The organism is Emcibacteraceae bacterium (assembly GCA_041396985.1).
In the GTDB taxonomy this organism is placed as follows: Bacteria; Pseudomonadota; Alphaproteobacteria; order Sphingomonadales; family Emcibacteraceae; genus Pseudemcibacter.
In genome coordinates this window covers 264,456-286,444 of the sequence record JAWKXO010000003.1, presented here as the reverse complement: position 1 = coordinate 286,444, position 21,989 = coordinate 264,456, and the positions used below count along the sequence as shown (strand labels likewise).

The 21,989-nt window shown below is 43.9% G+C and carries 21 protein-coding genes; 2 read left to right on the top strand and 19 right to left on the bottom strand.

Annotation, left to right across the window (positions count from 1 at the left end; all coding sequences use genetic code 11):
* Positions 1-6: 6 nt before the first annotated feature.
* Positions 7-792, bottom strand: coding sequence for an outer membrane protein assembly factor BamD (locus R3D86_09505; GenBank protein MEZ5758442.1), 786 nt, complete (start codon positions 790-792; stop codon positions 7-9).
* Positions 793-1,013: 221 nt separating this feature from the next.
* Here R3D86_09505 and R3D86_09500 point away from each other — a divergent pair, with 221 nt between their 5' ends.
* Positions 1,014-1,967: a zinc ABC transporter substrate-binding protein gene (locus R3D86_09500; protein ID MEZ5758441.1), complete on the top strand. Its 954-nt coding sequence runs from the start codon at positions 1,014-1,016 to the stop codon at positions 1,965-1,967.
* On the opposite strand, the gene R3D86_09495 is transcribed toward R3D86_09500, so the two are convergent.
* Positions 1,948-2,427, bottom strand: coding sequence for an Lrp/AsnC family transcriptional regulator (locus tag R3D86_09495; GenBank protein ID MEZ5758440.1), 480 nt, complete (start codon positions 2,425-2,427; stop codon positions 1,948-1,950). The two genes, R3D86_09500 and R3D86_09495, sit on opposite strands and share 20 nt — an antisense overlap.
* Before the next feature lie 126 nt (positions 2,428-2,553).
* Here R3D86_09495 and hppD point away from each other — a divergent pair, with 126 nt between their 5' ends.
* Positions 2,554-3,609: a 4-hydroxyphenylpyruvate dioxygenase gene (gene hppD, locus R3D86_09490; protein MEZ5758439.1), complete on the top strand. Its 1,056-nt coding sequence runs from the start codon at positions 2,554-2,556 to the stop codon at positions 3,607-3,609.
* A gap of 71 nt (positions 3,610-3,680) precedes the next feature.
* On the opposite strand, the gene ftsZ is transcribed toward hppD, so the two are convergent.
* The 17 genes from ftsZ to R3D86_09405 form a co-directional block, all read right to left on the bottom strand.
* Positions 3,681-5,258 carry a cell division protein FtsZ gene (ftsZ, locus tag R3D86_09485; GenBank protein MEZ5758438.1) on the bottom strand — a complete coding sequence of 526 codons (1,578 nt, stop codon included), beginning with the start codon at positions 5,256-5,258 and terminating at the stop codon, positions 3,681-3,683.
* Between the two features lie 195 nt (positions 5,259-5,453).
* The gene (gene ftsA, locus R3D86_09480) at positions 5,454-6,689 is read right to left on the bottom strand and encodes a cell division protein FtsA (protein ID MEZ5758437.1); all 1,236 of its coding nucleotides are present in this window, start codon (positions 6,687-6,689) and stop codon (positions 5,454-5,456) included.
* Positions 6,690-7,577, bottom strand: coding sequence for an FtsQ-type POTRA domain-containing protein (locus R3D86_09475; protein ID MEZ5758436.1), 888 nt, complete (start codon positions 7,575-7,577; stop codon positions 6,690-6,692). It abuts the gene before it with no gap.
* Entirely contained in the window at positions 7,565-8,470 is a 906-nt protein-coding gene (locus R3D86_09470) for a D-alanine--D-alanine ligase (GenBank protein ID MEZ5758435.1), read from the bottom strand. Before R3D86_09470 ends, R3D86_09475 begins: the two co-directional genes overlap by 13 nt.
* A complete protein-coding gene (murB, locus tag R3D86_09465; protein ID MEZ5758434.1) occupies positions 8,467-9,432 on the bottom strand; it encodes a UDP-N-acetylmuramate dehydrogenase in 966 nt (321 codons plus the stop codon). The genes R3D86_09470 and murB overlap by 4 nt, the downstream gene beginning before the upstream one ends.
* Positions 9,387-10,820, bottom strand: coding sequence for a UDP-N-acetylmuramate--L-alanine ligase (gene murC / locus R3D86_09460; protein ID MEZ5758433.1), 1,434 nt, complete (start codon positions 10,818-10,820; stop codon positions 9,387-9,389). Before murC ends, murB begins: the two co-directional genes overlap by 46 nt.
* Entirely contained in the window at positions 10,817-11,998 is a 1,182-nt protein-coding gene (murG, locus tag R3D86_09455; GenBank protein ID MEZ5758432.1) for an undecaprenyldiphospho-muramoylpentapeptide beta-N-acetylglucosaminyltransferase, read from the bottom strand. Before murG ends, murC begins: the two co-directional genes overlap by 4 nt.
* On the bottom strand, positions 11,995-13,143 hold the full coding sequence (ftsW, locus tag R3D86_09450) for a putative lipid II flippase FtsW (GenBank protein MEZ5758431.1): 1,149 nt from the start codon (positions 13,141-13,143) through the stop codon (positions 11,995-11,997). The genes murG and ftsW overlap by 4 nt, the downstream gene beginning before the upstream one ends.
* A 10-nt stretch (positions 13,144-13,153) precedes the next feature.
* Positions 13,154-14,242, bottom strand: a complete 1,089-nt coding sequence (mraY, locus tag R3D86_09445) for a phospho-N-acetylmuramoyl-pentapeptide-transferase (GenBank protein MEZ5758430.1) — start codon at positions 14,240-14,242, stop codon at positions 13,154-13,156.
* 20 nt (positions 14,243-14,262) lie between these two features.
* Complete coding sequence (locus tag R3D86_09440) at positions 14,263-15,705, bottom strand: UDP-N-acetylmuramoylalanyl-D-glutamyl-2,6-diaminopimelate--D-alanyl-D-alanine ligase (GenBank protein MEZ5758429.1); 1,443 nt, start codon at positions 15,703-15,705, stop codon at positions 14,263-14,265.
* Positions 15,706-15,718: 13 nt separating this feature from the next.
* Entirely contained in the window at positions 15,719-17,191 is a 1,473-nt protein-coding gene (locus R3D86_09435) for a UDP-N-acetylmuramoyl-L-alanyl-D-glutamate--2,6-diaminopimelate ligase (GenBank protein ID MEZ5758428.1), read from the bottom strand.
* Positions 17,188-18,885 (bottom strand): penicillin-binding protein 2, encoded by a 1,698-nt coding sequence (locus R3D86_09430; protein MEZ5758427.1) that lies wholly within the window; start codon positions 18,883-18,885, stop codon positions 17,188-17,190. The genes R3D86_09435 and R3D86_09430 overlap by 4 nt, the downstream gene beginning before the upstream one ends.
* 16 nt (positions 18,886-18,901) lie before the next feature.
* Positions 18,902-19,411, bottom strand: a complete 510-nt coding sequence (locus R3D86_09425) for a hypothetical protein (GenBank protein MEZ5758426.1) — start codon at positions 19,409-19,411, stop codon at positions 18,902-18,904.
* The gene (gene rsmH / locus R3D86_09420; GenBank protein MEZ5758425.1) at positions 19,408-20,415 is read right to left on the bottom strand and encodes a 16S rRNA (cytosine(1402)-N(4))-methyltransferase RsmH; all 1,008 of its coding nucleotides are present in this window, start codon (positions 20,413-20,415) and stop codon (positions 19,408-19,410) included. The genes R3D86_09425 and rsmH overlap by 4 nt, the downstream gene beginning before the upstream one ends.
* Positions 20,402-20,872, bottom strand: a complete 471-nt coding sequence (locus R3D86_09415; protein ID MEZ5758424.1) for a division/cell wall cluster transcriptional repressor MraZ — start codon at positions 20,870-20,872, stop codon at positions 20,402-20,404. The genes rsmH and R3D86_09415 overlap by 14 nt, the downstream gene beginning before the upstream one ends.
* Before the next feature lie 355 nt (positions 20,873-21,227).
* Positions 21,228-21,527 carry a PilZ domain-containing protein gene (locus R3D86_09410; protein ID MEZ5758423.1) on the bottom strand — a complete coding sequence of 100 codons (300 nt, stop codon included), beginning with the start codon at positions 21,525-21,527 and terminating at the stop codon, positions 21,228-21,230.
* 91 nt (positions 21,528-21,618) lie between these two features.
* Positions 21,619-21,936 carry a PilZ domain-containing protein gene (locus R3D86_09405; GenBank protein ID MEZ5758422.1) on the bottom strand — a complete coding sequence of 106 codons (318 nt, stop codon included), beginning with the start codon at positions 21,934-21,936 and terminating at the stop codon, positions 21,619-21,621.
* Positions 21,937-21,989: the final 53 nt, after the last annotated feature.

Below are 21,989 nucleotides of genomic sequence, written 5' to 3'. Positions count from 1 at the left end.
TATCCTTTAATTCCCGTATTTACGTATGAGCTCGGTACTAAATTTGTTCCAGTCCGAATTTGGAAAATTCAATGCCAGAACTTCTGAGGACTTTTTTGCCTCCTGAACTATTCCAAGGGCAAGATAACATTCAGTCAAACGATGAAGTGCCTCCGGCGTATGACTTGTCGTCTGAAATTTGGTAACAACATTGTTAAATCTTCCGATTGCTGCAAAGATCTCTCCTGTAGACTGGTAATATCGGCCAATCTCCATTTCCTTGCCTGCCAAATGGTCAAGCGTCAGCTCAATCTTAACCCGGGCATCGGCAGCATATGCTGAATTTGGATGTAATCTTACGACCTCCCTGAAGGAATCCAAAGCCTGCTCGGTATTTTTCTGATCCCTGCGCACATCTGCAATCTGCTCATAATAGCTTAGAGCGACAAGATAACGGGCATAAGGAGCATCCTTATTACCAGGATGTAGGGTTAAAAATCTTTGGGCAGCCAAAATAGCATTCTCATAATCATTAGCCATATAATATGAGAAAGCAGACATAAGTTGAGCACGTCTGGCCCAGATTGAATATGGATGCTGCCTTTCCACTTCATCAAAGGCAACTGCCGCGACTTTAAAATTGCCATAATCAATATATTTCTGCGCTTCAATATAAAGCTGGTCAACTGGCAGATCCCTATATTTTAATTTTTGTGTACCCCCACATGCGGTCAACAATAGCGTCAAGGCTAGAAGAAAAAACCCGGTTAAAAATTTACGGGAAAGTAAGTAATCTGAACTGACTGACTTCATTCTTATTCCAATTTTCTAATCGTAAAATTGATCATTAGACCAACTATATACCATGCTTCAATTAAAAATCACCATGGCAATTATAAAAAAGACACATTAAATACACTATTTATGGCAAAAACCGGACTTATGGGCTATGTAAAAGGATTTATTTCATAGATTGCAAACAAATAATAAATGTTATATAGTAACAAAATGTAAGATTCTAGTAAGTTGAAAAAATGAAAACCAAAATTATAATAAAGCTTTTTGCAATGATCATTGGGCTGCTTCTCTTTAGCAATTCCACCGTATTGGCAAAAGAGCTAAAAGTCGTAGCCAGTATAAAACCAATTCATTCGTTGGTTTCTAGGGTTATGGGTGATACAGGTACACCAGAACTGTTAATGAAGGGTGGTGTCACACCACATATTTTCCGCATGAAGCCTTCCGATTTCAGGAAAGTGGCAAATGCGGATGTCCTGTTTTATATTTCTCCCAAATTTGAAACATTCCTCAAATCTGTGTCGGAGACAGATAATCCAACACTGAACGCTGTCGCATTTGCTGAGCAGGAAGGTATAAAGTTATATCCTTACAGAACCAGTAAGATCTGGTTCTCCGAAGGCGAAGACGAAGAACATATGCAAAGCGATATGGATCTTCATATCTGGCTCGACCCTTCCAATACCAGACGCATTGTGACGATAATTGAAGAAACTCTTTCCAAACTTGACCCGGAAAACAGCATCACTTATGTCAAAAATTCAAAGCAGCTTATTAAAGAATTATATGCTCAGGAAGAATTAATTCGTGAACTTCTAAGGCCTTTGCGAGACAGTGCCATGATCGTTTATCATGATGCGTTTCAATATTATGAAAAAGCATACTCATTAAGCAGTGTTGGGGCAATCCAGCTTAAATCGGATGAGACGCCCAGCATAAAGCATCTTGCTGCTTTAAAAAAATTAGCTGAAGAGAAAAATGTGACCTGTGTCCTTGCCATTCCTGGAACCCATCCGCGAATTGCCATGGCTGTTATGGGTGAGACCAAAGCAGGCTACGGTGTCGTTGACCATCTCGGGCAATATCTTGAACCCGGACCGAACAGTTACTTTCAGCTGATGTTTGAAATCACTCAAAGCATTCTTGATTGCCAGGCAAAAGATGAAGCCGCTATGTTCGGTGCAAATTAAGCGGCAACGCAGTAGAATATTTTACCTGTCTAAGCGTGAAATAGGTTGTTGATTCTGAAATCATTGGATGGTTGAGAAGATGGCCTGCCAAAAACTTTTCAAATCTTTCCACATCCGGCACGACCACAGTTAGTGAGTAGTCGTGCCGGCCAAGAATTGCATAGCATTCCATCACTTCCGGCCTGTTCGCAATAAAATCTTCAAATTCAATTCTTGTGTCTTCACCATGTAAATTTAGGCGAACATGGATAATTGCACATACATTCAAATTGGTTTTTCTCTGATCAAGCAGGGCCACCTTCGCTTTGATCACTCCTACATCTTCAAGGTTTTTTATTCTTCTCCAAACAGACGTCGCCGAAAGACCTGTTATTTCCGCAATATCCTGATTGGTTAAATTAACATCCTTTTGAATTAAATTAAGAATTTTGATGTCTGCATCATCTAATGTAATATTCATCCATTTTTTTCCCGATTATGAATTAATATTTCAATTATGCCTAAATATGCCTAAAAATTGAAACCCTTTTTCACTAAAAATAATATATAAGTTCATTTATTGAAACTTTTAAAATATACAGGAGTGATGATGGCTGATTTATTTGAAAACCCGATGGGCGTTGATGGCTTTGAATTTGTCGAGTACGCATCCCCGGAACCTGAGAAACTGAGAGCATTGTTCAAACAACTGGGGTTCAAAAAAATAGCCCGTCACCGCTCAAAAAATGTAACCCTTCATAAAGCTGGCGGCGTCAATTTTCTGATCAATGCAGAGCCAAACAGTTTTGCCCAACGCTATGCATTTGCCCATGGACCAAGTATTTGTGCAATGGCTTTTCGTGTTAAAAATTCAAAACTCGCCTATGATCACGCAATTGCACAGGGCGCCAACCCGATTGCACAGGAAATCGCCCCAATGGAACTTTATATACCGGCTATTGAAGGCATAGGGGGCAGCAGACTTTATCTGGTCGACCGCTACGGCGATAAAACAATTTATGATGTGGATTTTATTCCATGTGAAGATGAAGATGTTACTGAAATTGCCGATACCGGGTTTGAATATATAGATCATCTGACCCATAATGTTTATACTGGCCGGATGGCCTACTGGGCAGACTTTTATGAGCGTATTTTTAATTTTAAAGAGCTCAAATATTTTGACATTGATGGACAGAAAACCGGATTGACCAGCAAAGCTATGACCAGCCCTTGTGGAAAAATTCATATTCCTCTTAATGAGTCAAAAGATAATAAATCACAAATTGCCGAGTATCTTAATGAATATCGTGGAGAAGGCATTCAGCACATCGCGCTTTATACCAACAATATTTATAAAACAGTTGACGTCCTTAAAGCTCGAAATGTTCCACTGCAGGATACAATTGATACCTATTACGATCTGATTGATGACCGAATTGACGAGCATGAGGAAAATATTGAAGAACTCCGCAAGCGCCGTATTCTGATAGACGGTAATAAAAAAGACGGCATTTTACTTCAGATATTCACTGATACAGTTATTGGGCCGATATTCTTTGAAATTATTCAAAGAAAAGGAAATATCGGGTTTGGTGAGGGAAATTTCAAAGCACTCTTTGAATCAATTGAACTCGATCAGATCCGCCGGGGCGTTATATAAAAATAAAAAGATCTTCGGAAACAAATAAGGCGGCAAAAATGCCGCCTTTCTTATTATTAAATTATAGTCAGTTAGTTTGCCTGGCGTCTCAGAAAAGCTGGAATTTCAAGATGGTCATCATCATCTCTTTTAGCGACCAGCTCTTCTTTTATTACCGGCTTCACATCAACCTTAATTTCTTTTGCTTCTCCAGAAACAGAGGCTTCAACATCTGTTTCTTGACCTTTTAAGCTCTCTGACTCCAGCATGTCACCTTGTCTTAATACCGGCTCTCTGTGAATTATAGGCTCTTTTTTGGTGCCTAGAAGATTTTGAAACAGACCGAGTTTTTGTTTTGGCTTTTCTCTTGGCTCACTATTGGCAAGAGCCGCTTCTGCATATGGATCAGAATATGCATTGTCATCAGCCTGACTGGCTGAAATAACAGGCTCAGGCATAATTGGCTCCGGTGCGATAAAAGCCGCATCACGGTCTTCCGCCAGATCAACCTGTTCAGAAGTTTCAATTGTATCCTCTTCAGTGGTCACTTCATCAACCAGATCCAGCGGCTCTTCAACAGCCCCTGAGATGGTTTCAACTTCTTCCTGCTCAACAGTATCCGTCACTTCCTCTTCAATAACAGCTGCTTCCACCTTCGGTGTGCTATACTGACGGGTCGGGATGTCTTCAACAGGTCTTGTTGCGCTCGCGTCAATTCCGGTTGCAACGACGGAAACACGCATTTTGCCATCGAGACTTGAATCGAGGGCTGACCCGACAAGAATATTGGCATCAGGATCAACTTCACTACGGATTCTGTTTGCTGCCTCATCCACCTCAAACAATGTAAGGTCCATACCACCGGTAATATTAATAAGCACGCCTTGGGCACCCTTCATTGACACCTCATCTAGAAGCGGATTTGAAATGGCGGCTTCAGCAGCTTCAAGTGCTCTGTTGTCACCTTCAGCTTCGCCGGTTCCCATCATGGCTTTGCCCATTTCGCTCATTACTGTGCGAACATCCGCAAAATCCAGATTGACCAGACCAGGAAGCATCATAAGGTCAGTTACACCACGAACACCAGAATGGAGAACTTCATCGGCCATGGCAAAGGCATCTGCAAATGTCGTGCGCTCATTGGCAATTCTGAAAAGATTTTGGTTTGGGATAATAATAAGTGTATCAACATATTTTGAAAGCTCTGCAATTCCTTCTTCTGCAAGCTTCATTCGGCGACCACCTTCAAACTGAAACGGCTTTGTTACAACACCGACAGTCAGAATGCCTTTTTCACGAGACATTTTTGCAATCATTGGTGCTGCACCGGTTCCGGTACCACCGCCCATTCCAGCCGTGATAAACACCATATGGGAACCTTCTAGACTTTCCATAATGGTGTCCATAGTTTCCTCAGCGGCCGCTTTTCCAACTTCCGGTCTGGCACCTGCACCAAGACCCTGTGTCAATTCGGCCCCAAGCTGAATTTTTTGTTCTGCCAATGAAAGACTGAGTGCCTGCGCATCCGTATTTGCACAAACAAAATCGACGCCTTTAAGTGCTGATCGCACCATATTGTTGACGGCGTTTCCACCTGCACCACCAACACCAAACACCGTAATTTTTGGTGTTAGTTCAGTAAGTTCCGGTGATGTAAATTCAATAGTCATTTTGACCTCCCAAAAAATCTTTCGTTAAATCAGGATTCATTCTTCTTTAACAAACAGTTAACGGTACTTTATATCAAGTGATTCGCCCTGTCTAAAAAAAAATGAATCCGAGTCGCTTTTTTTCAATTTCGAGTCGTTTTAGGCCAAATTCGGCAGAATTTATCCTGATTTTTCTCCTAAAACGATTACCAGTTACTAAAAATTCTCCTTAAACCAGGAACTAATGCCCTGCAAAAATCCGATTTGAGGGCGTTTCTGTTTCATAAAATGAAGCTCCTCCGGTTTCATTGAAGCATATAATAACAACCCTGCTGCTGTTGAAAATCCGGCCCCTGCCGTCGTATCGGCAAGTCCGTCAACATTCAGCGGCCGGCCAAGCCGGACGTTACATTTAAATACTTTCTTTGCCAGCTCCTCTATCCCGCCTAACTGACTGGCACCCCCTGTGATTACCAGGCGCCGTCCAACAGTATTTTCAAGCCCCGCTGCACTGATTTTATCTCTGACGATTTCAAAAATTTCTTCCACCCGCGGCTCTATAATTGACGTAAGCATCCGCCTTGGTATGGTCGTCACACTTTCCTGCCCGTTATCACCAATTTGTGTGACATCAATATGGGTACGGACATTCGATACTCCGGATAAGCAGTTCCCAAATAGAGTTTTTAGCCTTTCTGCAGCAGCAAGCGGTGTCGATAATCCCTGCGCTATATCGCGCGTAACATGATGTCCGCCGAATGGCACCATATCTCCGAATATAAATTCATTGTCCTTAAACGCGGCAATACTGGTTACACCGCCGCCCATATCGATACATATACTGCCCATTTCCAGCTCATCCGCAACCAGAGTCGAAAGTCCGGATGCATATGGAGAGAACACAACACCAACCATATTCAAATGACAACGATTAATGCAGGATTGCAGGTTTCTAAGCGGGCTGATCGCTGCTGACGTTACATGCATTTCCACACCAAGTTTTTCGCCAAACATCCCCTTAGGATCCCGAACCCCGCCCACGCCGTCAATACTGAAACTCGTTGGTCGTGAGTGAATTACAAACCTTTCATGATCATTTAAATAATGACGGCCAAGATCAAGCACCCTTTCAATATCAACATTACTAATCTCATGCCCGGCAACCTCAACCTCGACGGAAAGCTGGGTAGACTTCGGGTCACCTGCTGATAAATTTACTGTAACATTATCAATTGGATCGCCACCTGCCATTTTTTCAGCAGCATCTACGGCCGTGCGAATTGCATTTTCCGTTTCTTCCATATCAACCACAGTGCCCAGATTAAGACCCCTGGATTCACGATGCCCGATACCGATTACACGTGGACGTTCATTTTCAGCGCCAATCTCGGCAATAAAACAGCAAATTTTACTGCTGCCAACATCAAGTATGGCAATGGTCTGGTTACTCATTTAAATTTTTTCCCCTTTACCGCTTGTTTTAGCAAGCAAGCGCCTTCTTTCCGCTTCTTCCGGTGTTAGACGAACCACGGTTTTATCTTTAATTCGAAAATCGACAGCAAGAATATTTCTCGCCAGTAACTGTTCCTGTTTTTCAAAATCACTTAAATTCTGCCAAGCCTCAGCGAGCCCATCTTCCGGTAACATGATTTTAATGCCATTCTTGAGAAACAAATCCCAACGCCGTCCGCCAACCCAGCTGGCCGTTTCCACACGATCAAAAAGATCCGTGTTACTTGACACCGCTGCTATTAATTGACCAAGTTCTTTTTCCGCACCAACACCACTGATCATCGGAAGCTGAGCAAAATTTTCCAGATTTTCATCGTCAATCTGAACCCCTTCATCAGAAACAACCCATAGCTTGTTATCAACCTGCCACAATGCCGCTGGCTGATGCTCATAAACCCGGATCAATATCTCACCCGAAAATTCCCTGCGCACAGTTGCTTTTTTTATCCATTTCAGCTGCTCAATTCGGCTTATTATCGCGTCTATGTCTTGCGCAAGAAGGGCATCTCCAATTGTAATGTTGGCTGCATCCAAAACCTGCTTTTCAGAAACATATTTTACACCGGCCACTTTAACCACATCCACTACCAGACCAGCACTAACGAGTGTTTTCTGAACTTTGCCTTCAGCCGTTCCAAGCCACACTGAAATCGTTCCACTACGCCAGAGATAAATGGACAAAATGATTGAAAAACAAATTCCCGTCGCTGTAACCGCCCTGGTTACAGATTTTATGATACGACGGCGACGCAGACTGATTGCCTCTTTCTCACCACGCTTTGCCGCCATTTTTTTTGACCCCAGAATATTGTCTTTTAGCGCGCGCATGATGCATCCTCCATCATCCAGCCTACCAGCTCAGAGAACTTCATTCCTACATATTTTGCCTGCTCAGGCACCAGTGAAAGCGGCGTCATACCCGGCTGTGTATTGGTTTCAAGAATATAAATATCATCTCCATCCATTCTGAAGTCAGATCTGCTTACCCCACGGCATCCCAGAATATTATGGGCGTCCACAGCCATTTTCATAAGCAACTGGGCATTTTGTTCACTTATTTCCGCAGGAACAATATGGTCCGTCATCCCGTCCTGATATTTGGCTTTATAGTCATAAAATCCCTGTTTTGGTTTAAGCTCAGTCACACATAACGCTTTATCACCCATCACAGAAACAGTGAGTTCCCGACCGGGAATATATTTTTCGACCATTAACTTTTCTTCCGTCTGCCACGGACCTTCCATATCCGCTCTAAATGCATCACCTTCATCAACAATAACAACCCCTACACTTGATCCGTCACAATTCGGCTTCACCACAAATGGCCTTGGCATTGGTTCAGGATCAAACAAATCTGCAACGTTAACAATCTTATCGTCTGCACAGGGAATTCCAATTGACTGAAAAAGTTTTTTTGATAAAACCTTATCCATTGCCAGCGCAGAGGCCTTTACACCAGAATGGGTATAGGGAATTTTCAACGTTTCCAGAAGTCCCTGAACGCAACCATCTTCGCCCCAGGTACCGTGAAGTCCGTTAAAGACGGCTTCAGGCTTTAATTTCTTTAAAACGTCATATATATCTGGTCCAACATCAACTTCCGTTACCTGATACCCGGCTTCTCTTAACCCTTCCGCTATCGCTTTACCACTGACTAATGATACTTCCCTCTCGCTTGACCAGCCGCCTTTCAGAACGCAGACATTTGAATATTTTCTCATACCCGCCTCCCGACACGCTTAATTTCCCAGACCAGTTTGACACCGGAATTATTCATGACTCTGCGCCTGACTTCATCGCCAAGATTTTCAATATCTTCCGCTGTGGCATCTCCTTCGTTGATCAGGAAATTACAATGTTTTTCAGAAACTCTGGCGCCGCCGATTTTTAAACCGCGGCATCCCGCACCATCGATCAGTTTCCAGGCGGATAAATCATCAGGGTTTTTAAATGTGCTGCCACCAGTCCTTGTCCTTAACGGCTGACTGTCTTCACGGGCTTCGGCTATCTCATCCATTCTGGCTTTAATTTGAGCAGCGCTTCCTGGCGTTCCTTTTAATGTTGCATTAATAAAAATATAGTCATCCGGAACTTCCGAGTGGCGGTAAGAAAACCCCATTTCTTCCAATGACAGCTCATGCAGTTTTCCAGCGCGGTCAACGGCAGTGGCAGAATGAAAAATATCCTTGATTTCAGAACCATAAGCCCCTGCATTCATCTTAAGCGCACCGCCGATTGTGCCCGGAACCCCACGCAAAAATTCAAAGCCCGTCAAATTTGCATCAAGTGCTGCATGGGCAACCGAAATATCCGGGGCACCGGCACCCGCAACAATATAGTTTTCCTTTATTGTGATTTTAGAAAACTTCTTGCCCATTCTGATAACGGCCCCTTCAACACCACCATCACGAACCAGCATGTTTGATCCCACACCAAGCGGCAGGACGGGAATATCCATTGGTAACTGCTTTAAAAAATCACATAAATCCTGTTCATCTTCCGGTGTAAAAAGCAAATCTGCATTGCCCCCTGTTCGAAACCATGTCAATTTTGCAAGTGGCGCATCAAATTCCAGTTTACCTCTGACGACTGGGGCAAAATCATCGCGTAGATTATTATAGGCCTCTGCAGATGCCATTAGCCCTTTTCCTTCCTCAACGCACTCGGCAAATCGTAAGCCCATTGGCTCACGCTTCCAGCTCCAAGATAAATGACCAGGTCGCCGTCTTTGGCAATTTCAGAAATCATTTTCGGCAGATCGTCGGGGCCATTTATTTTTTTGACTCCCCTATGCCCGGAGCTTTGAAGACCGTTAATAAGGGCATCCTGATCCGCGCCTTCAATCGGTTTTTCACCTGCTTCATAGACTGGCGCAACTATGACAATATCGGCATTGTTGAAACAGGTGCAAAACTCATCAAAAAGACTTTGCAGCCTCGTATATCTGTGTGGCTGCATAACAGCTATAACGCGTCCCTGATATGCTTCACGGGCAGCATTAAGAACAGAGGCTATTTCCACCGGGTGATGCGCATAATCATCAACGATGGTTATACCATCAACTTTATCGACCAGAGTGAAGCGACGTTTAACCCCGGAAAATTTTGAAAATGTTCTGCGAATAACATCATCAGAAATACCAAGTTCATGGGATACGGCTATCGCCGCCAATGCATTTGAAACATTATGACGCCCCGGCATTGGCATGGTAATGCCTTTAAGCTCAATAACACTGTCATCCTGTCTGTTGCTGATTACAACGTCAAAAATCGCCGATCCTTCATCAAAGGATATATTAGTGCCTCTTACTTCCGCCTGCGGGCTAAATCCATAAGTGACAATCCGCCGGTCAATTATTTTAGCAATAAGTGCCTGAACCTCCGGATGATCAATGCACATGACGGAAAAACCGTAAAATGGCACATTTTCAACAAAGGTTTCAAACGCCGCTTTGGCATTTTCAAAATCACCGTAAAAGTCCAGATGTTCCGGGTCAATATTTGTCACCACGGCAACTGTTGACGGGATCTTGATAAATGTGCCGTCGCTCTCATCCGCTTCAACGACCATCCAGTCCCCATCGCCAAGGCGGGCATTGGTACCATAGGCATTAATAATCCCGCCGTTAATTACGGTCGGGTCATAATTGGCTTCTTCCAGAACCGCTGAAACCATTGTTGTCGTGGTCGTTTTACCATGTGTACCTGCCACTGAAACACACCATTTAAGCCGCATCAGTTCAGCCAGCATTTCCGAACGCCGGATCACCGGCATTTTAAGGGCACGTGCTGCTATTATTTCCGGGTTATCCGCTTTTATGGCTGTTGAGACGACCAGCCCCCAGGCGCCTTTTAGGTTTTCTTCCCTATGCCCGACGAATACTTTGATGCCTAATTTACGCAATCGGATTACATTGGCATTTTCCGAAATATCACTTCCCTGGACTTTATAGCCAAAATTATGCATCACTTCGGCAATGCCGCTCATACCAATACCGCCAATCCCGACAAAATGCAGGATGCCAATATTAACGGGGTGGCCAATTTTATTTGAACGGATTTCCTTATTCATTTTTCGGCTTTAAGTCCTTTTTTTTCTATTTCTTCGCTGATGTTATTTACGACAACAACAGAACGGTCACCCTTAACCAGGGCAAGCCTTTCAACAATATCTGCCAGATCATTTGCGGCAAATGGCTTGCCGATTTTTCTTGATTCCTCTGCTGCCGCCCACACCTCATTGGGGTGCCGTGCCATACGCTGAAGCATTTTAGCCAGCACCTTGGCATTAAATTCGTCATTTTGATAAATCCAAGCGGCACCATTGCTAATCATCTCCCGGGCATTTGCCATCTGATGATCATCTGTAGCATGTGGATAGGGGACTAAAATGCCCGGCCGCCCTGCGGTTGTCAGTTCGGCAATTGTTGACGCGCCTGCCCGGCCGATGACCAGATGTGCCCACCTTAAACAGGTGGGTAAATCATCAATAAATGTGGTCAGTTCAACGGCAATTTTCGTATCAGCGTAAAGATCTCTTACGGCTTCAATATCTTCTTCACGGCACTGCTGCGTAATCTGGAGACGGCGTTGTGACGCCCTAGGTAAGGTTGAGACCGCCTGTGGAACCACTTCACTGAAAATTTTGGCCCCCTGACTACCCCCTATCACCAGTATCCTGAATATTCTGTCATCTCCCAGCGTTGGATAGTAAAGATCGCCAATTTCCACAATTTCCTTGCGAACAGGATTTCCGGTCACAGCCGTATATTTATTTTTGTGCCAATTAACGTATTTTGTATCTTCAAATGACAGTGCGACCGCATCCACCGATTTTGCCAGATGCCTGTTTACTTTTCCAAGAACCGCATTCTGTTCATGCAGACAGGTGGGAATTCCCATTGAAATCGCTGCCCGTATCGTCGGATAGGACGGATAGCCGCCAAAGCCGATCACGGCACCGGCACCAATCGTTTTCAGAATTGATCTGGCTTCAAAAACACCACTAATAATTTTGGGTATGGACAGAATTTTTCCGACCGGACCTTTTCCGGCAAATGATGCACTGTCGACCTGATAAATTTTAATTCCTTTAAATAACTTTCTATATTTAATCCCGCGATGATCCGTAATAAGCGTAACTTTATGACCACGCTCAAGCAGCTCTTCCATAAGGGCAAGTGCCGGGAACATATGTCCTCCGGTTCCTCCGGCTGCAAGCACAATATGACTGGTACGACGTCTTATCATCTGCGTCCCCAGGATAAATTTGTCTGACCAGGCTTATATTGGCTATAACGCCGTGTTAAGGAAAGGATCATTCCCATTCCAATTGCCAAAGCTATCATTGATGATCCGCCGTAACTGATAAAAGGCAGGGTCATTCCTTTTGATGGCAGGATCGAAAGATTAACCGCCAGATTAATAAAGGCCTGCGTTCCAAACTGTATTAAAAGCCCGGCCACCGCCAGTACCGTAAAATGGTCTTCCTCTTTCAAAAGATTGACAAATCCCCTGACCACAATAACGGCAAAAATCATAATTATAAGAAGACAGACAACAGCTCCAAATTCTTCACCGGCGACAGCAAAGATATAATCAGAATGCGCATCAGGAAGATGCATTTTCACAACCCCTTCACCGGGACCCTGACCAAATATTCCACCATTCTTAAAGGCGCTTAAAGATTGTTCGACCTGGTAATTTCCGCCGGGTTGGGGAAAGAAAAAACCATCTATCCGCTTTTCCACATGGGGCAGTGTAAAATAGGCAATGATCAGACCAACCATTGAAAGAACCACCAGTCCACCTACCCACATCCAGGCAAGACCCGCCATAAAAAGCTGCATTCCCCATACTGAAGCTACCAGAATACTTTGACCAAGATCAGGTTGTGAAATCAGCAGTCCAATCACCACAACAAATGATGCTATGGAAATTTGCCAGCCGGGAAATCCGGGCACCCGGCCACTTTGGGAAAACATCCAGGCGGTAAAGATTATGAAAGCCGGTTTCATAAATTCAGATGCCTGTAAAGTGAATGAACCAATTTGAATCCAGCGGCGCGCGCCTTTTGCTTCAGCACCAAAAACCAATGTAGCGATCAATAAAAGGAGGCATCCGGCGAACATGACCACGCCAAGCCGTCGGACCATAACCGGCGATAAAAGGGAAACGGAAAACATCACTAAAATTGAGAGCCCTAGAAATACCAGCTGTCTTTCAACGAAATGAAAACTGGGTAATCCAATACGCTCGGCCACTGCCGGGCTTGCCCCGAAAACAAGAACAATGCCAATTGTAATAAGCAAAGCAATAGACATGAGTAGCCATCGGTCTACTGTCCACCACCATGTGCTTATTATACTGTTATCTGTTCTTGAAAAAGTGCCCATTTCAGTTTCGCTATCTTAATTTTAAAGTTGCCAGCCCGATAAGGCCAAGTAAAACGGCAATGATCCAGAACCGGATAACAATTGTCGGTTCTGCCCAGCCTTTTTTCTCATAATGATGATGAATGGGTGCCATTCGAAAAACCCGTTTTCCGGTAAGCCTGAAAGATGCCACCTGCACAATCACTGATACTGTCTCAAGCACAAATAATCCGCCGACAATTGCCAGCACGATTTCGTGTTTGGTAATGACGCCAACCGCCCCAAGGGCACCCCCTAACGACAGGGAACCGGTGTCCCCCATAAAAATCATTGCCGGTGGTGCATTAAACCAGAGAAACCCAAGGCCCGCACCAATAATGGCTGCCAGAAAAACCGATAATTCCCCTGTCCCCTGAACGTAAGTAAGATTAAGATAATCTGCATAAACCGTATTCCCCACAACATAGGCGATTATCGCAAATGTACCGGAAGCAATAATAACGGGCATAATGGCCAGCCCATCAAGTCCATCTGTCAGATTGACACTGTTTGACGAACCGACAAGCACGAACATGGAAAAGGGCACCATAAACCAGCCCAGATCAACCAGAAAATCCTTTAAAAATGGCAGTGCCAGCTTGCTTCCTATTTCCTGTCCAGCTGCATTCATAATAATGAGTGTGGCCCCAAGTGAAATAATAATCTCAAGAAGAAGTTTTACCCTGCCGGATACGCCAGCGGTGCTTGACCGTGTAATTTTTGCATAATCATCAAGAAAGCCGATAAAGCCGAAACCTGTGGTGACAAGTAGACAGGCCCAGACATAATGATTGGTAAGATCAGCCCAAAGCAGAGTTGCCGAACTAAGCCCAAGCAAAATCAGAAACCCACCCATGGTCGGCGTGCCCTGCTTGGTCAGAATATGGCTTTCAGGGCCATCATCACGGATTGGCTGTCCTTTTGTCTGTTTGGCCTTAAGCATAAATATAACCTTTGGGCCAAACAGGAAACTAACCACGAACGCGGTAAAAAGTGAAATACCGGTTCTGAATGTAAGATAGCTAAAAACATTCAGAAAAGTATATTCATCGCTTAATGAGGTCAGTAGATGATAGAGCATATATTATTACCTTGTTCCCGTCAGCTGTTAGCCGCCTGTTTATCCTGGTTCAGATCAAGAGTTTTTAATTTCTCGACAACGTTGGACATACGTCCAGCGTTTGAACCTTTAACCATTATGATGTCACCATCCCGGATATCATGTAGCAAGGCCCGCTCAAGGGCCTGCCTGTCATTAAAATAATTGACATTAATATGCCGATATTTCCGGACTATAAAATCAGCCAGATGTTTCATATGCCTGCCCACCGCAAAAACGATATCAACATCTGCATCATTCAGTATCGGTGCAAGATCTCTATGCAGCTGATCGGCCTGCTTGCCCAGCTCGCCCATATCGCTTAATACGGCTATTTTCCGTCCTCTGCCTTCTTTCTCTGTCTGGCCGAGTGTTTCAATTGCCGCTTTCATACTTGCCGGATTTGCATTGTAGCTTTCATCAATAAGAAGAAAGGATGCATTTGTTGCAATATCAAAATAAATCCGGTCCCTTCTGCCTCTGCCAGACAGTGGCTTAAGTTCAGCTAGTCCTAGCCCACCCAGTCCCAGATCAGCACCAACCGCATCAACACTTCCCAGAACCGCAAGAGAATTCATTACCCAGTGATAGCCAAGCATGCCGACTTTATAAGTCATAATTTTTCCCAGAATATTGGCTATGATGCAGCTACAGGTATCATGGAAAACATAATGAAGCACCCGAACATCAGCACGTTCGTCATTACCAAATGAAATAATTCTTTTTACGCCTGCTTCTTTCGCTTTTTTCTTTAATCTTTCAAAATGCGGGTTATCAAAATTCAGGATGGCTGTGCCGCCATTATGCATTGATGTAAAAATTTCCGCTTTGGCGTCTGCAATATCTTCCTCACTATTAAAAAACTCACTATGCGCCAATCCAATGGTCGTGATAATCGCGACATCAGGACGCACAAGTTTAACAAGCTCACGTAATTCACCGGCATGGTTCATGCCCAGCTCAAAAATACCATATTCAGCATCATAGGGCATACGGGCCAGAGAAAGCGGCACACCCACATCATTATTATAGCTTAAGACGCTAGCGTGGGTTTTCTTATATCTTGAAAGTGCTGCATTAAGAGCTTCTTTGGTTCCGGTTTTACCCACGCTACCTGTAACAGCGATGATGGGGACGTTAACCCTGTCTCTTCCAGCCCTTCCAAGCTTGATCAGTGCTGCCATAACATCATCGACAAAAATCAGTCTTCCCTCCGGCACGCCTTCGACAGATTTACTGACGACTGCCCCAGCTGCCCCTTTTTCAAAAGCCGCTTTCACATACCCGTGTCCATCAAAATTTGGCCCAGAAAGAGCAAAAAACAAATCACCTTTTTCAAGCGTTCTACTGTCAATAGACACGCCATATGAATTCCAGTTTGCGGACGCCTTAGTTCCGAAAACCGTTTCCAATTCCTGTGATGTCCATAATGGCAGTAAACTCATCCTCGAACCCTTTCTAATGTGCCAGTCTTTTGCCTGTTGTGCCAGTTTGCCCGATTGCCGCAATGGCCGATCGCACAACGGACACGTCATCAAAATCAAAGACCTGATTGCCTATTGTTTGCCCCTGCTCGTGACCTTTTCCCGCAACGAGCAAAATATCTCCTCTTGATAACTCTGCAACAGCGCGTTCAATTGCCGAGGCGCGGTCACCTCCATCAATGCCGCGTGGACTTCCCTTTAATATCTCTGTTCTGATATCAAGCGGGTTTTCCGATCTTGGGTTATCGTCTGTTACATAAATCCGGTCGGCAAGTTTTTCTGCAATCTGTCCCATAATTTTTCTTTTTGTCCGATCACGATCCCCGCCACAGCCAAAAACAACAGAAAGCTTACCCCTGACATGGGGCCTTAAGGCCTTAAGCACAGTTTCCAGAGCATCCGGTGTATGGGCATAATCAACATACACTCTGGCCCCGCTGGGGTGCCGCCCAGCTTGCTCCATACGCCCCCGAACCGGCCTTAGATAGGAAAGTGCTTTAAAGGCTTTATCTGCTTCTTCGCCGCACCCAATTACCAATCCGACAGCCATCAGTGCATTGATTGCCTGAAAATATCCAACAAGAGGTAATGAAATATCATAAATTTCACCTTGATAACTCACTGTTATTTCCTGGCCAGATGATGATGATCGTTGGCTGAGCAGGCGAATATCCCCATCATTTTTGCCAACAGTGATGATATTATGCCCTCTATCCTCACAAACTTTCTCGACATCCCGGACATAAGGATTATCAATGTAAAGAACCGCTGTTTTTGATGGCGGCAGTAATTCACTAAACAGCCGTTTTTTTGCATCAAAATACTGCTGTTCTGTTTTATGATAATCAAGATGATCATGGGTCAGATTGGTAAATGCGGCAGCAGAAATATTTAATCCGTCAAGACGGTGCTGATCCAGCCCATGACTGGACGCTTCGAAAACAACATGATCAACACCCATATCGCAAAGTTCACTCAATGCCTTGTGCATAACGACAGGATCGGGGGTTGTCAGTCCGGTTGATTTATCATACCCATCTGCGTGGATCCCAAGTGTGCCAACAGACGCCGCCTTAAGACCCAGATGCTTCCATATCTGCTGCGTAAAAAATGCGACAGATGTTTTACCGTTTGTTCCGGTGACGGCGGCAATATTTTTGGGCTGGGATTTAAAAAATCGTGAAACAATATGGGGAAACAGGCGACCGGGATAATCATCCAGAATCCAGACCACCCGATCATTGTCAAGTCTGGCTTCCGGTATGGAAAGGATCGCGGACGCGCCAGCTTCAATCGCCTTACCAATAAAATCGGCACCATTAAAGACCAGTCCCGGCAAAGCGACAAACAAATAACCCGGTTTAACCTGACGGCTATCAGCAGTAATCCCGCCAATTTCAACGTCATTTTCCAGATTTTCATTATCCAGCAATTCACTCAGTTTCATTCGTCAGTTCCGGATACAAGCATTAAATCCTTAAAGTCTATTTCATCTTCTTTTCTTGGCATAACACCCATTAACGGCCCTACGCGTTTAATAATATTGCCCACCATCGGCGCGACAGTCATACCGGCTGTGATAAGGTTATAGGTTTCTTTGATGCCTTTTGGTTCATCCAGCATAGCAAAAACCAGATATTTTGGTTTATCGATTGGAAATACGGACACCAATGAGGAAATGACCGCTTTGTCATTATATCCGCCATTAACAGCTTTAATCGCCGTTCCCGTCTTTCCACCAACCAAATAACCATCTACTTTGGCATTTTTTCCCGTACCATATTCAACAACAAGATGAAGAAGATTTCTCATAATTTCACTGGTCGCCGGTGAAATAACCTGCTCTCCCAGATCTTGAGAAACACTCTGTGCAATATTTTTATTTTTTCTCAGTAAGGTGGCAGGAATAAGGCGTCCCCCATTGACCATTGCTGCAACACCAGAAGCCAGATGAAGTGGCGTAACAGCAATTCCGTGCCCATAGGCGGTCGTTGCCAGTTCGGTAGGTCCCCACTGTCTGGGCAACAAGGGCGTGCTTTTCTCATAAACTTCAATATCTGCCTTTGTAAACAGGCCCAGTTTATCAAAAAAAGCAATCTGACGCTCGACACCAATATCCTGTGCCATTTTCAATGTACCAATATTCGACGAATAAACAAAAATTTCGGGTACATTAAGCCACCTGTTTTTTGGATGGTCATCATGAATGGTGAAATTTGCAATTCTCACAGGCTTGGTTGCATCATAGCGATCTGCAAGGGTCACGACTTTATTTTCCAGTGCCGATGCAAGGGTAAAGGTCTTAAAGCCGGAACCAAGTTCATAATCACCCTGCAGAACCCGGTTCATTTCATTTACATTTTGTGGACCGCTTGTATCATTCGGATCAAAATCAGGAAGGGAAGACAAAGCAAGCACTTCCCCAGTCGTGACATCGAGAATTAGTCCCGCAGCACCAATTGCTGAAAATTTTTCCTTATAGGCCGCCAATTCCTGATTAAGGATATACTGAAGACGAATATCAATAGAAAGAACCAGTGGACTTTCCGATTTTGACGGATCAATAAGCTGATCATTAAAATAGGCTTCAACTCCAGAACTGGGCTTATTATCAATATCAACAGACCCAAGTATGTGTGACAGTAGCCTGCCTTGCGGATATATTCTTTTTTCTGCATCCGATGTTACGAGCCCTGGATCACCTATTTTCTTAATTTCAAATACCTGCTTTGGTGTCAGCGTCCTTTTAATCCAGGTATGTGATCGCTCCGTACTTAAAAGCTTCAGCGCCTTCCCTTCAGACATTTCTGGGAAAATTGCCGCTACCCTTGGAGCCAGTTCTTCAGGGGACGTTTTAAGTTTAGCCGGAACCACTGCCAGAGATGGCGTCTTAAGGTTAGTCGCCAGTATGACACCATTACGGTCGAGAATATCCGCCCGTGCCATAAGTAATGATGTATTAGCGTTTCCGGTTTGATAGTAAGCTGAACCGTCAGCCTGAAATACGCCGACCGAAACAAGTTTTACGATCAGGGTAAAAAAGCCCAATGAGAATAAAGCCATAACGAAAATTAATCGGTTTCGGGCAACCTCTATCGCTCCCTGGCGTATTCCCTCCACTCGCAAATCAATTGGCTTCACCTTATTTATCCCTATATTAATTTCCTAATTTAGCCAATATTCGATCATATAGACTTTGTTGCCTGCTCTCTTGTTGTCTCTGTTCTACTTTTCTGTTTTCAGTTTTTTGCGTAACAGAATTTTCCACTTTTGGAAGTGGTGTAATATTCCTTGTTTGCGGGTTGTTAACCGCCACAATTGTTGACGGTTTCTGGCGTGGCAATAAAAGCTGGAAATTATCAACCGGCATTTTAACCAGCTGCACATTGTCACGAACCGTCAATTCAGTAATATCCGCGGCTATCTGTTCTGTAGTCGTTGACTCAAGTGCAAGATGTCTCCGGCCCAGCCTTTCCAGTCTTTCTGGTCTTGAAAGATATGCCATCTCTGCTTTTAAGACTTTTATTGCCTCACGGTCCTTTAATATTTGTGCGCTGATATCACGCTTCTTTTCTTCAAGGTCGTAAGTCGCCTGTTTCAGGTTATAGACAGACGCAGTGGAAATCATAACAGTAAGAATGGCAAACGCTGCAAATACTTTAATCATGATATAGTCTCCTTTGCCCATGCCGGTGCATTGGTTCTCTCTGCCGCTCGCAATTTCGCCGAGCGTGAACGGACATTCACTTTTATTTCTTCTGCTGAAGCCTTTTTTCCGCCCCTGAAAATCATTTCAAATGTGGGCTTTTGTAAATTCAGTTCCTGTAACGGTAAATGACGGGAACCCAGTGAGCTTTCTCCGCTTCTGAGTTTAAAAAAATCCTTAACTATCCGATCTTCAAGTGAATGGAACGTCACAACACAAAGTCGCCCGCCAGGTGCAAGCATTTTTTCTGCTGCCTCAAGCCCGCGTTTTAATTCACCCAATTCATCATTTACATATATGCGAAGCGCCTGAAATGTTCTGGTTGCACCGTGGATTTGCCTTTTGCCTTTTTTATATTTTGGTCCACCGACAGCTTTTTCAACTACTTCTGAAAGCTCCAGCGTTCTTGCAAAATTTTTCTCTGCACGTGCCTTTACAATTGCCCTTGCTACCCGGCGTGATGCTCGCTCTTCCCCGTAGTTATAAATAATGTCAGCTAGCTCTTCTTCTTCCTTTGTATTCACAATATCAGCCGCCGTCGGGCCATCACCACCCATTCTCATATCAAGCGGCCCATCCTGCATGAAGGAAAACCCTCTTTCGGCCTGATCAAGCTGCATGGATGAAACACCAATATCCAGCACGATACCATCAACATATTCCTGCCCGTTTTCCTTGAGCAATTTCTCCATATCGGAAAAACAGCCTTGCAACAGTTGAAATTTTCCAGGAAATTCTTCACTAAGCTTTTGCGCAAAATTCTTCACAGTAGGATCACGGTCAATTGCCCAAAGCATTGAAACATCTTGCTCCAGGATAGCCCTGCTATATCCTCCGGCACCAAAGGTACCATCAACATAGGTTCCTTCTTTTTTAATACACAGCGCCTCAAGGACTTCGTTAAGCATTACAGAATAATGCATTTCACTGGCATGATGCCTGTCGGCTGAATTACGTGCGATCATTCTCGCCTCCTGCATCATTTCTTGACTGGAAGCGTAAAAGACCTCTCTTTTCCTTAACTTTATGACGCGCCTTATCCAATTCCTGCTTGAAGGCTTCGGGCTCCCAAATCTGAAAAGTTTTTCCCTTACCGGCGAATGTTGCATAGTCACTAATCCCTGCAAATTCCATCAGCTCCTGTGGCAAAATAATTCGGCCGTTTCCGTCAAAGCTGAGTTCTACTAGCCCCGACATAAGGGCGAGGCTGAATTCATCATGTTCGTCGGAATAGGGAGCAAAGCCTTCAAGGCTTTCATTTACCTTTTCAATATGCAGAAGGTCACAGCATTCAATCGCATTGTGATTAACTGCCTGATAAACAACAATGGATTTCTGAAACCCCGAAGGTAACGCAGCACGAAACTGTGCCGGAACGGAAACCCGCCCCTTGCTATCCACCTTATTGGTATATTTCGACATAAATAATGGCATTTTGTCTTACAGAAATCCCTGATTAATAAAAATCTAACGGTTGCGAACGTGTTCCCAGCGCATCCTTTAAATGGAATATCATGGGATATCATGCCCGTCAATGGGATTTAGTATTACTTAAATGGAGTTAACAATCCATTAACTTGCGGATAAACAAAAAATAAATTGTTTAATTGCAATTGGTTAACTTCATAATTATCTGACTGGACACATGTCTGATAATACAGAAGCACTTCCTGTCAATATGGGTTTTGATGGGATGAGTATGGTAAATACGGAAAATTATATCGTAAGCCGCTAAAAGACTCGGGCGGAATAAAGAATCAGAATTTCTGCAGAAAGATTAATCCAGGCGCTCGCCCAGGGTACCAAATATTCCTTTTACGGCCTCTGGTGAATATACAAATTCAAGTCCCAAAAAACCGTTTTTAACCCAGGAGACCTTTGACGGAATATTTCTTTGCCCTTTGAAGGAAATGAGAAAATCTGAACCGCGTTCAAGGGGAAGGTTGAGTTTGATTTTTGCGCCTCTCAATGACAAGTCATATGCCACTGCGTCAAAATAATAGCTTCCTACTTCCAATTTTGTTTTGATCAGAACATTTTGACGCTTACTGCGACGCTTTTGAAATTCTTTTTGCAATTTTATTATCATATCCTGACTTAAATTCTTCCCCGGTAAACTCCATAGTATCAATATTATATAGAGAAGCCTTTCTGTACGCCTACTTTAATTAATTCAGGTTACTTGCAAGTCCGCCCAGCCCCGCTTTGATCGCATTTGGACTTTCAATAAAATTTAAACCGACAAACCCTTCTGCCGCCCATACAACATTTGCACTATGGCTTGATGTATCCTTTATTCTGACATTGACCTGGGAATTTGCCGCAATCTGTGCATCCACCTTAAGACGGATACCTCCCAAAGACACGTCATAAGCTATACAGTTATGATACTGGCCATCTACATCAAGCTTTGCAGGAAGCACAACGGCTCTCCTGTTATGCTTACGCATTGTCCTCAGTATTTTATTTACTTCTTTAATAGCCATGTCAGTCCTTAAAATATGTTGGGCGAACAAAAAATAAACCACTTTGCCATTAG

What these genes read in the sequence shown, in the direction of transcription:
- R3D86_09505 (MEZ5758442.1), bottom strand. Translation starts at nt 792, where the DNA reads ATGAAGTCAGTCAGTTCAGATTACTTACTTTCCCGTAAATTTTTAACC.
- R3D86_09500 (MEZ5758441.1), top strand. Translation starts at nt 1,014, where the DNA reads ATGAAAACCAAAATTATAATAAAGCTTTTTGCAATGATCATTGGGCTG.
- R3D86_09495 (MEZ5758440.1), bottom strand. Translation starts at nt 2,427, where the DNA reads ATGAATATTACATTAGATGATGCAGACATCAAAATTCTTAATTTAATT.
- hppD (MEZ5758439.1), top strand. Translation starts at nt 2,554, where the DNA reads ATGATGGCTGATTTATTTGAAAACCCGATGGGCGTTGATGGCTTTGAA.
- ftsZ (MEZ5758438.1), bottom strand. Translation starts at nt 5,258, where the DNA reads ATGACTATTGAATTTACATCACCGGAACTTACTGAACTAACACCAAAA.
- ftsA (MEZ5758437.1), bottom strand. Translation starts at nt 6,689, where the DNA reads ATGAGTAACCAGACCATTGCCATACTTGATGTTGGCAGCAGTAAAATT.
- R3D86_09475 (MEZ5758436.1), bottom strand. Translation starts at nt 7,577, where the DNA reads ATGCGCGCGCTAAAAGACAATATTCTGGGGTCAAAAAAAATGGCGGCA.
- R3D86_09470 (MEZ5758435.1), bottom strand. Translation starts at nt 8,470, where the DNA reads ATGAGAAAATATTCAAATGTCTGCGTTCTGAAAGGCGGCTGGTCAAGC.
- murB (MEZ5758434.1), bottom strand. Translation starts at nt 9,432, where the DNA reads ATGGGCTTACGATTTGCCGAGTGCGTTGAGGAAGGAAAAGGGCTAATG.
- murC (MEZ5758433.1), bottom strand. Translation starts at nt 10,820, where the DNA reads ATGAATAAGGAAATCCGTTCAAATAAAATTGGCCACCCCGTTAATATT.
- murG (MEZ5758432.1), bottom strand. Translation starts at nt 11,998, where the DNA reads ATGATAAGACGTCGTACCAGTCATATTGTGCTTGCAGCCGGAGGAACC.
- ftsW (MEZ5758431.1), bottom strand. Translation starts at nt 13,143, where the DNA reads ATGGGCACTTTTTCAAGAACAGATAACAGTATAATAAGCACATGGTGG.
- mraY (MEZ5758430.1), bottom strand. Translation starts at nt 14,242, where the DNA reads ATGCTCTATCATCTACTGACCTCATTAAGCGATGAATATACTTTTCTG.
- R3D86_09440 (MEZ5758429.1), bottom strand. Translation starts at nt 15,705, where the DNA reads ATGAGTTTACTGCCATTATGGACATCACAGGAATTGGAAACGGTTTTC.
- R3D86_09435 (MEZ5758428.1), bottom strand. Translation starts at nt 17,191, where the DNA reads ATGAAACTGAGTGAATTGCTGGATAATGAAAATCTGGAAAATGACGTT.
- R3D86_09425 (MEZ5758426.1), bottom strand. Translation starts at nt 19,411, where the DNA reads ATGATTAAAGTATTTGCAGCGTTTGCCATTCTTACTGTTATGATTTCC.
- rsmH (MEZ5758425.1), bottom strand. Translation starts at nt 20,415, where the DNA reads ATGATCGCACGTAATTCAGCCGACAGGCATCATGCCAGTGAAATGCAT.
- R3D86_09415 (MEZ5758424.1), bottom strand. Translation starts at nt 20,872, where the DNA reads ATGTCGAAATATACCAATAAGGTGGATAGCAAGGGGCGGGTTTCCGTT.
- R3D86_09405 (MEZ5758422.1), bottom strand. Translation starts at nt 21,936, where the DNA reads ATGGCTATTAAAGAAGTAAATAAAATACTGAGGACAATGCGTAAGCAT.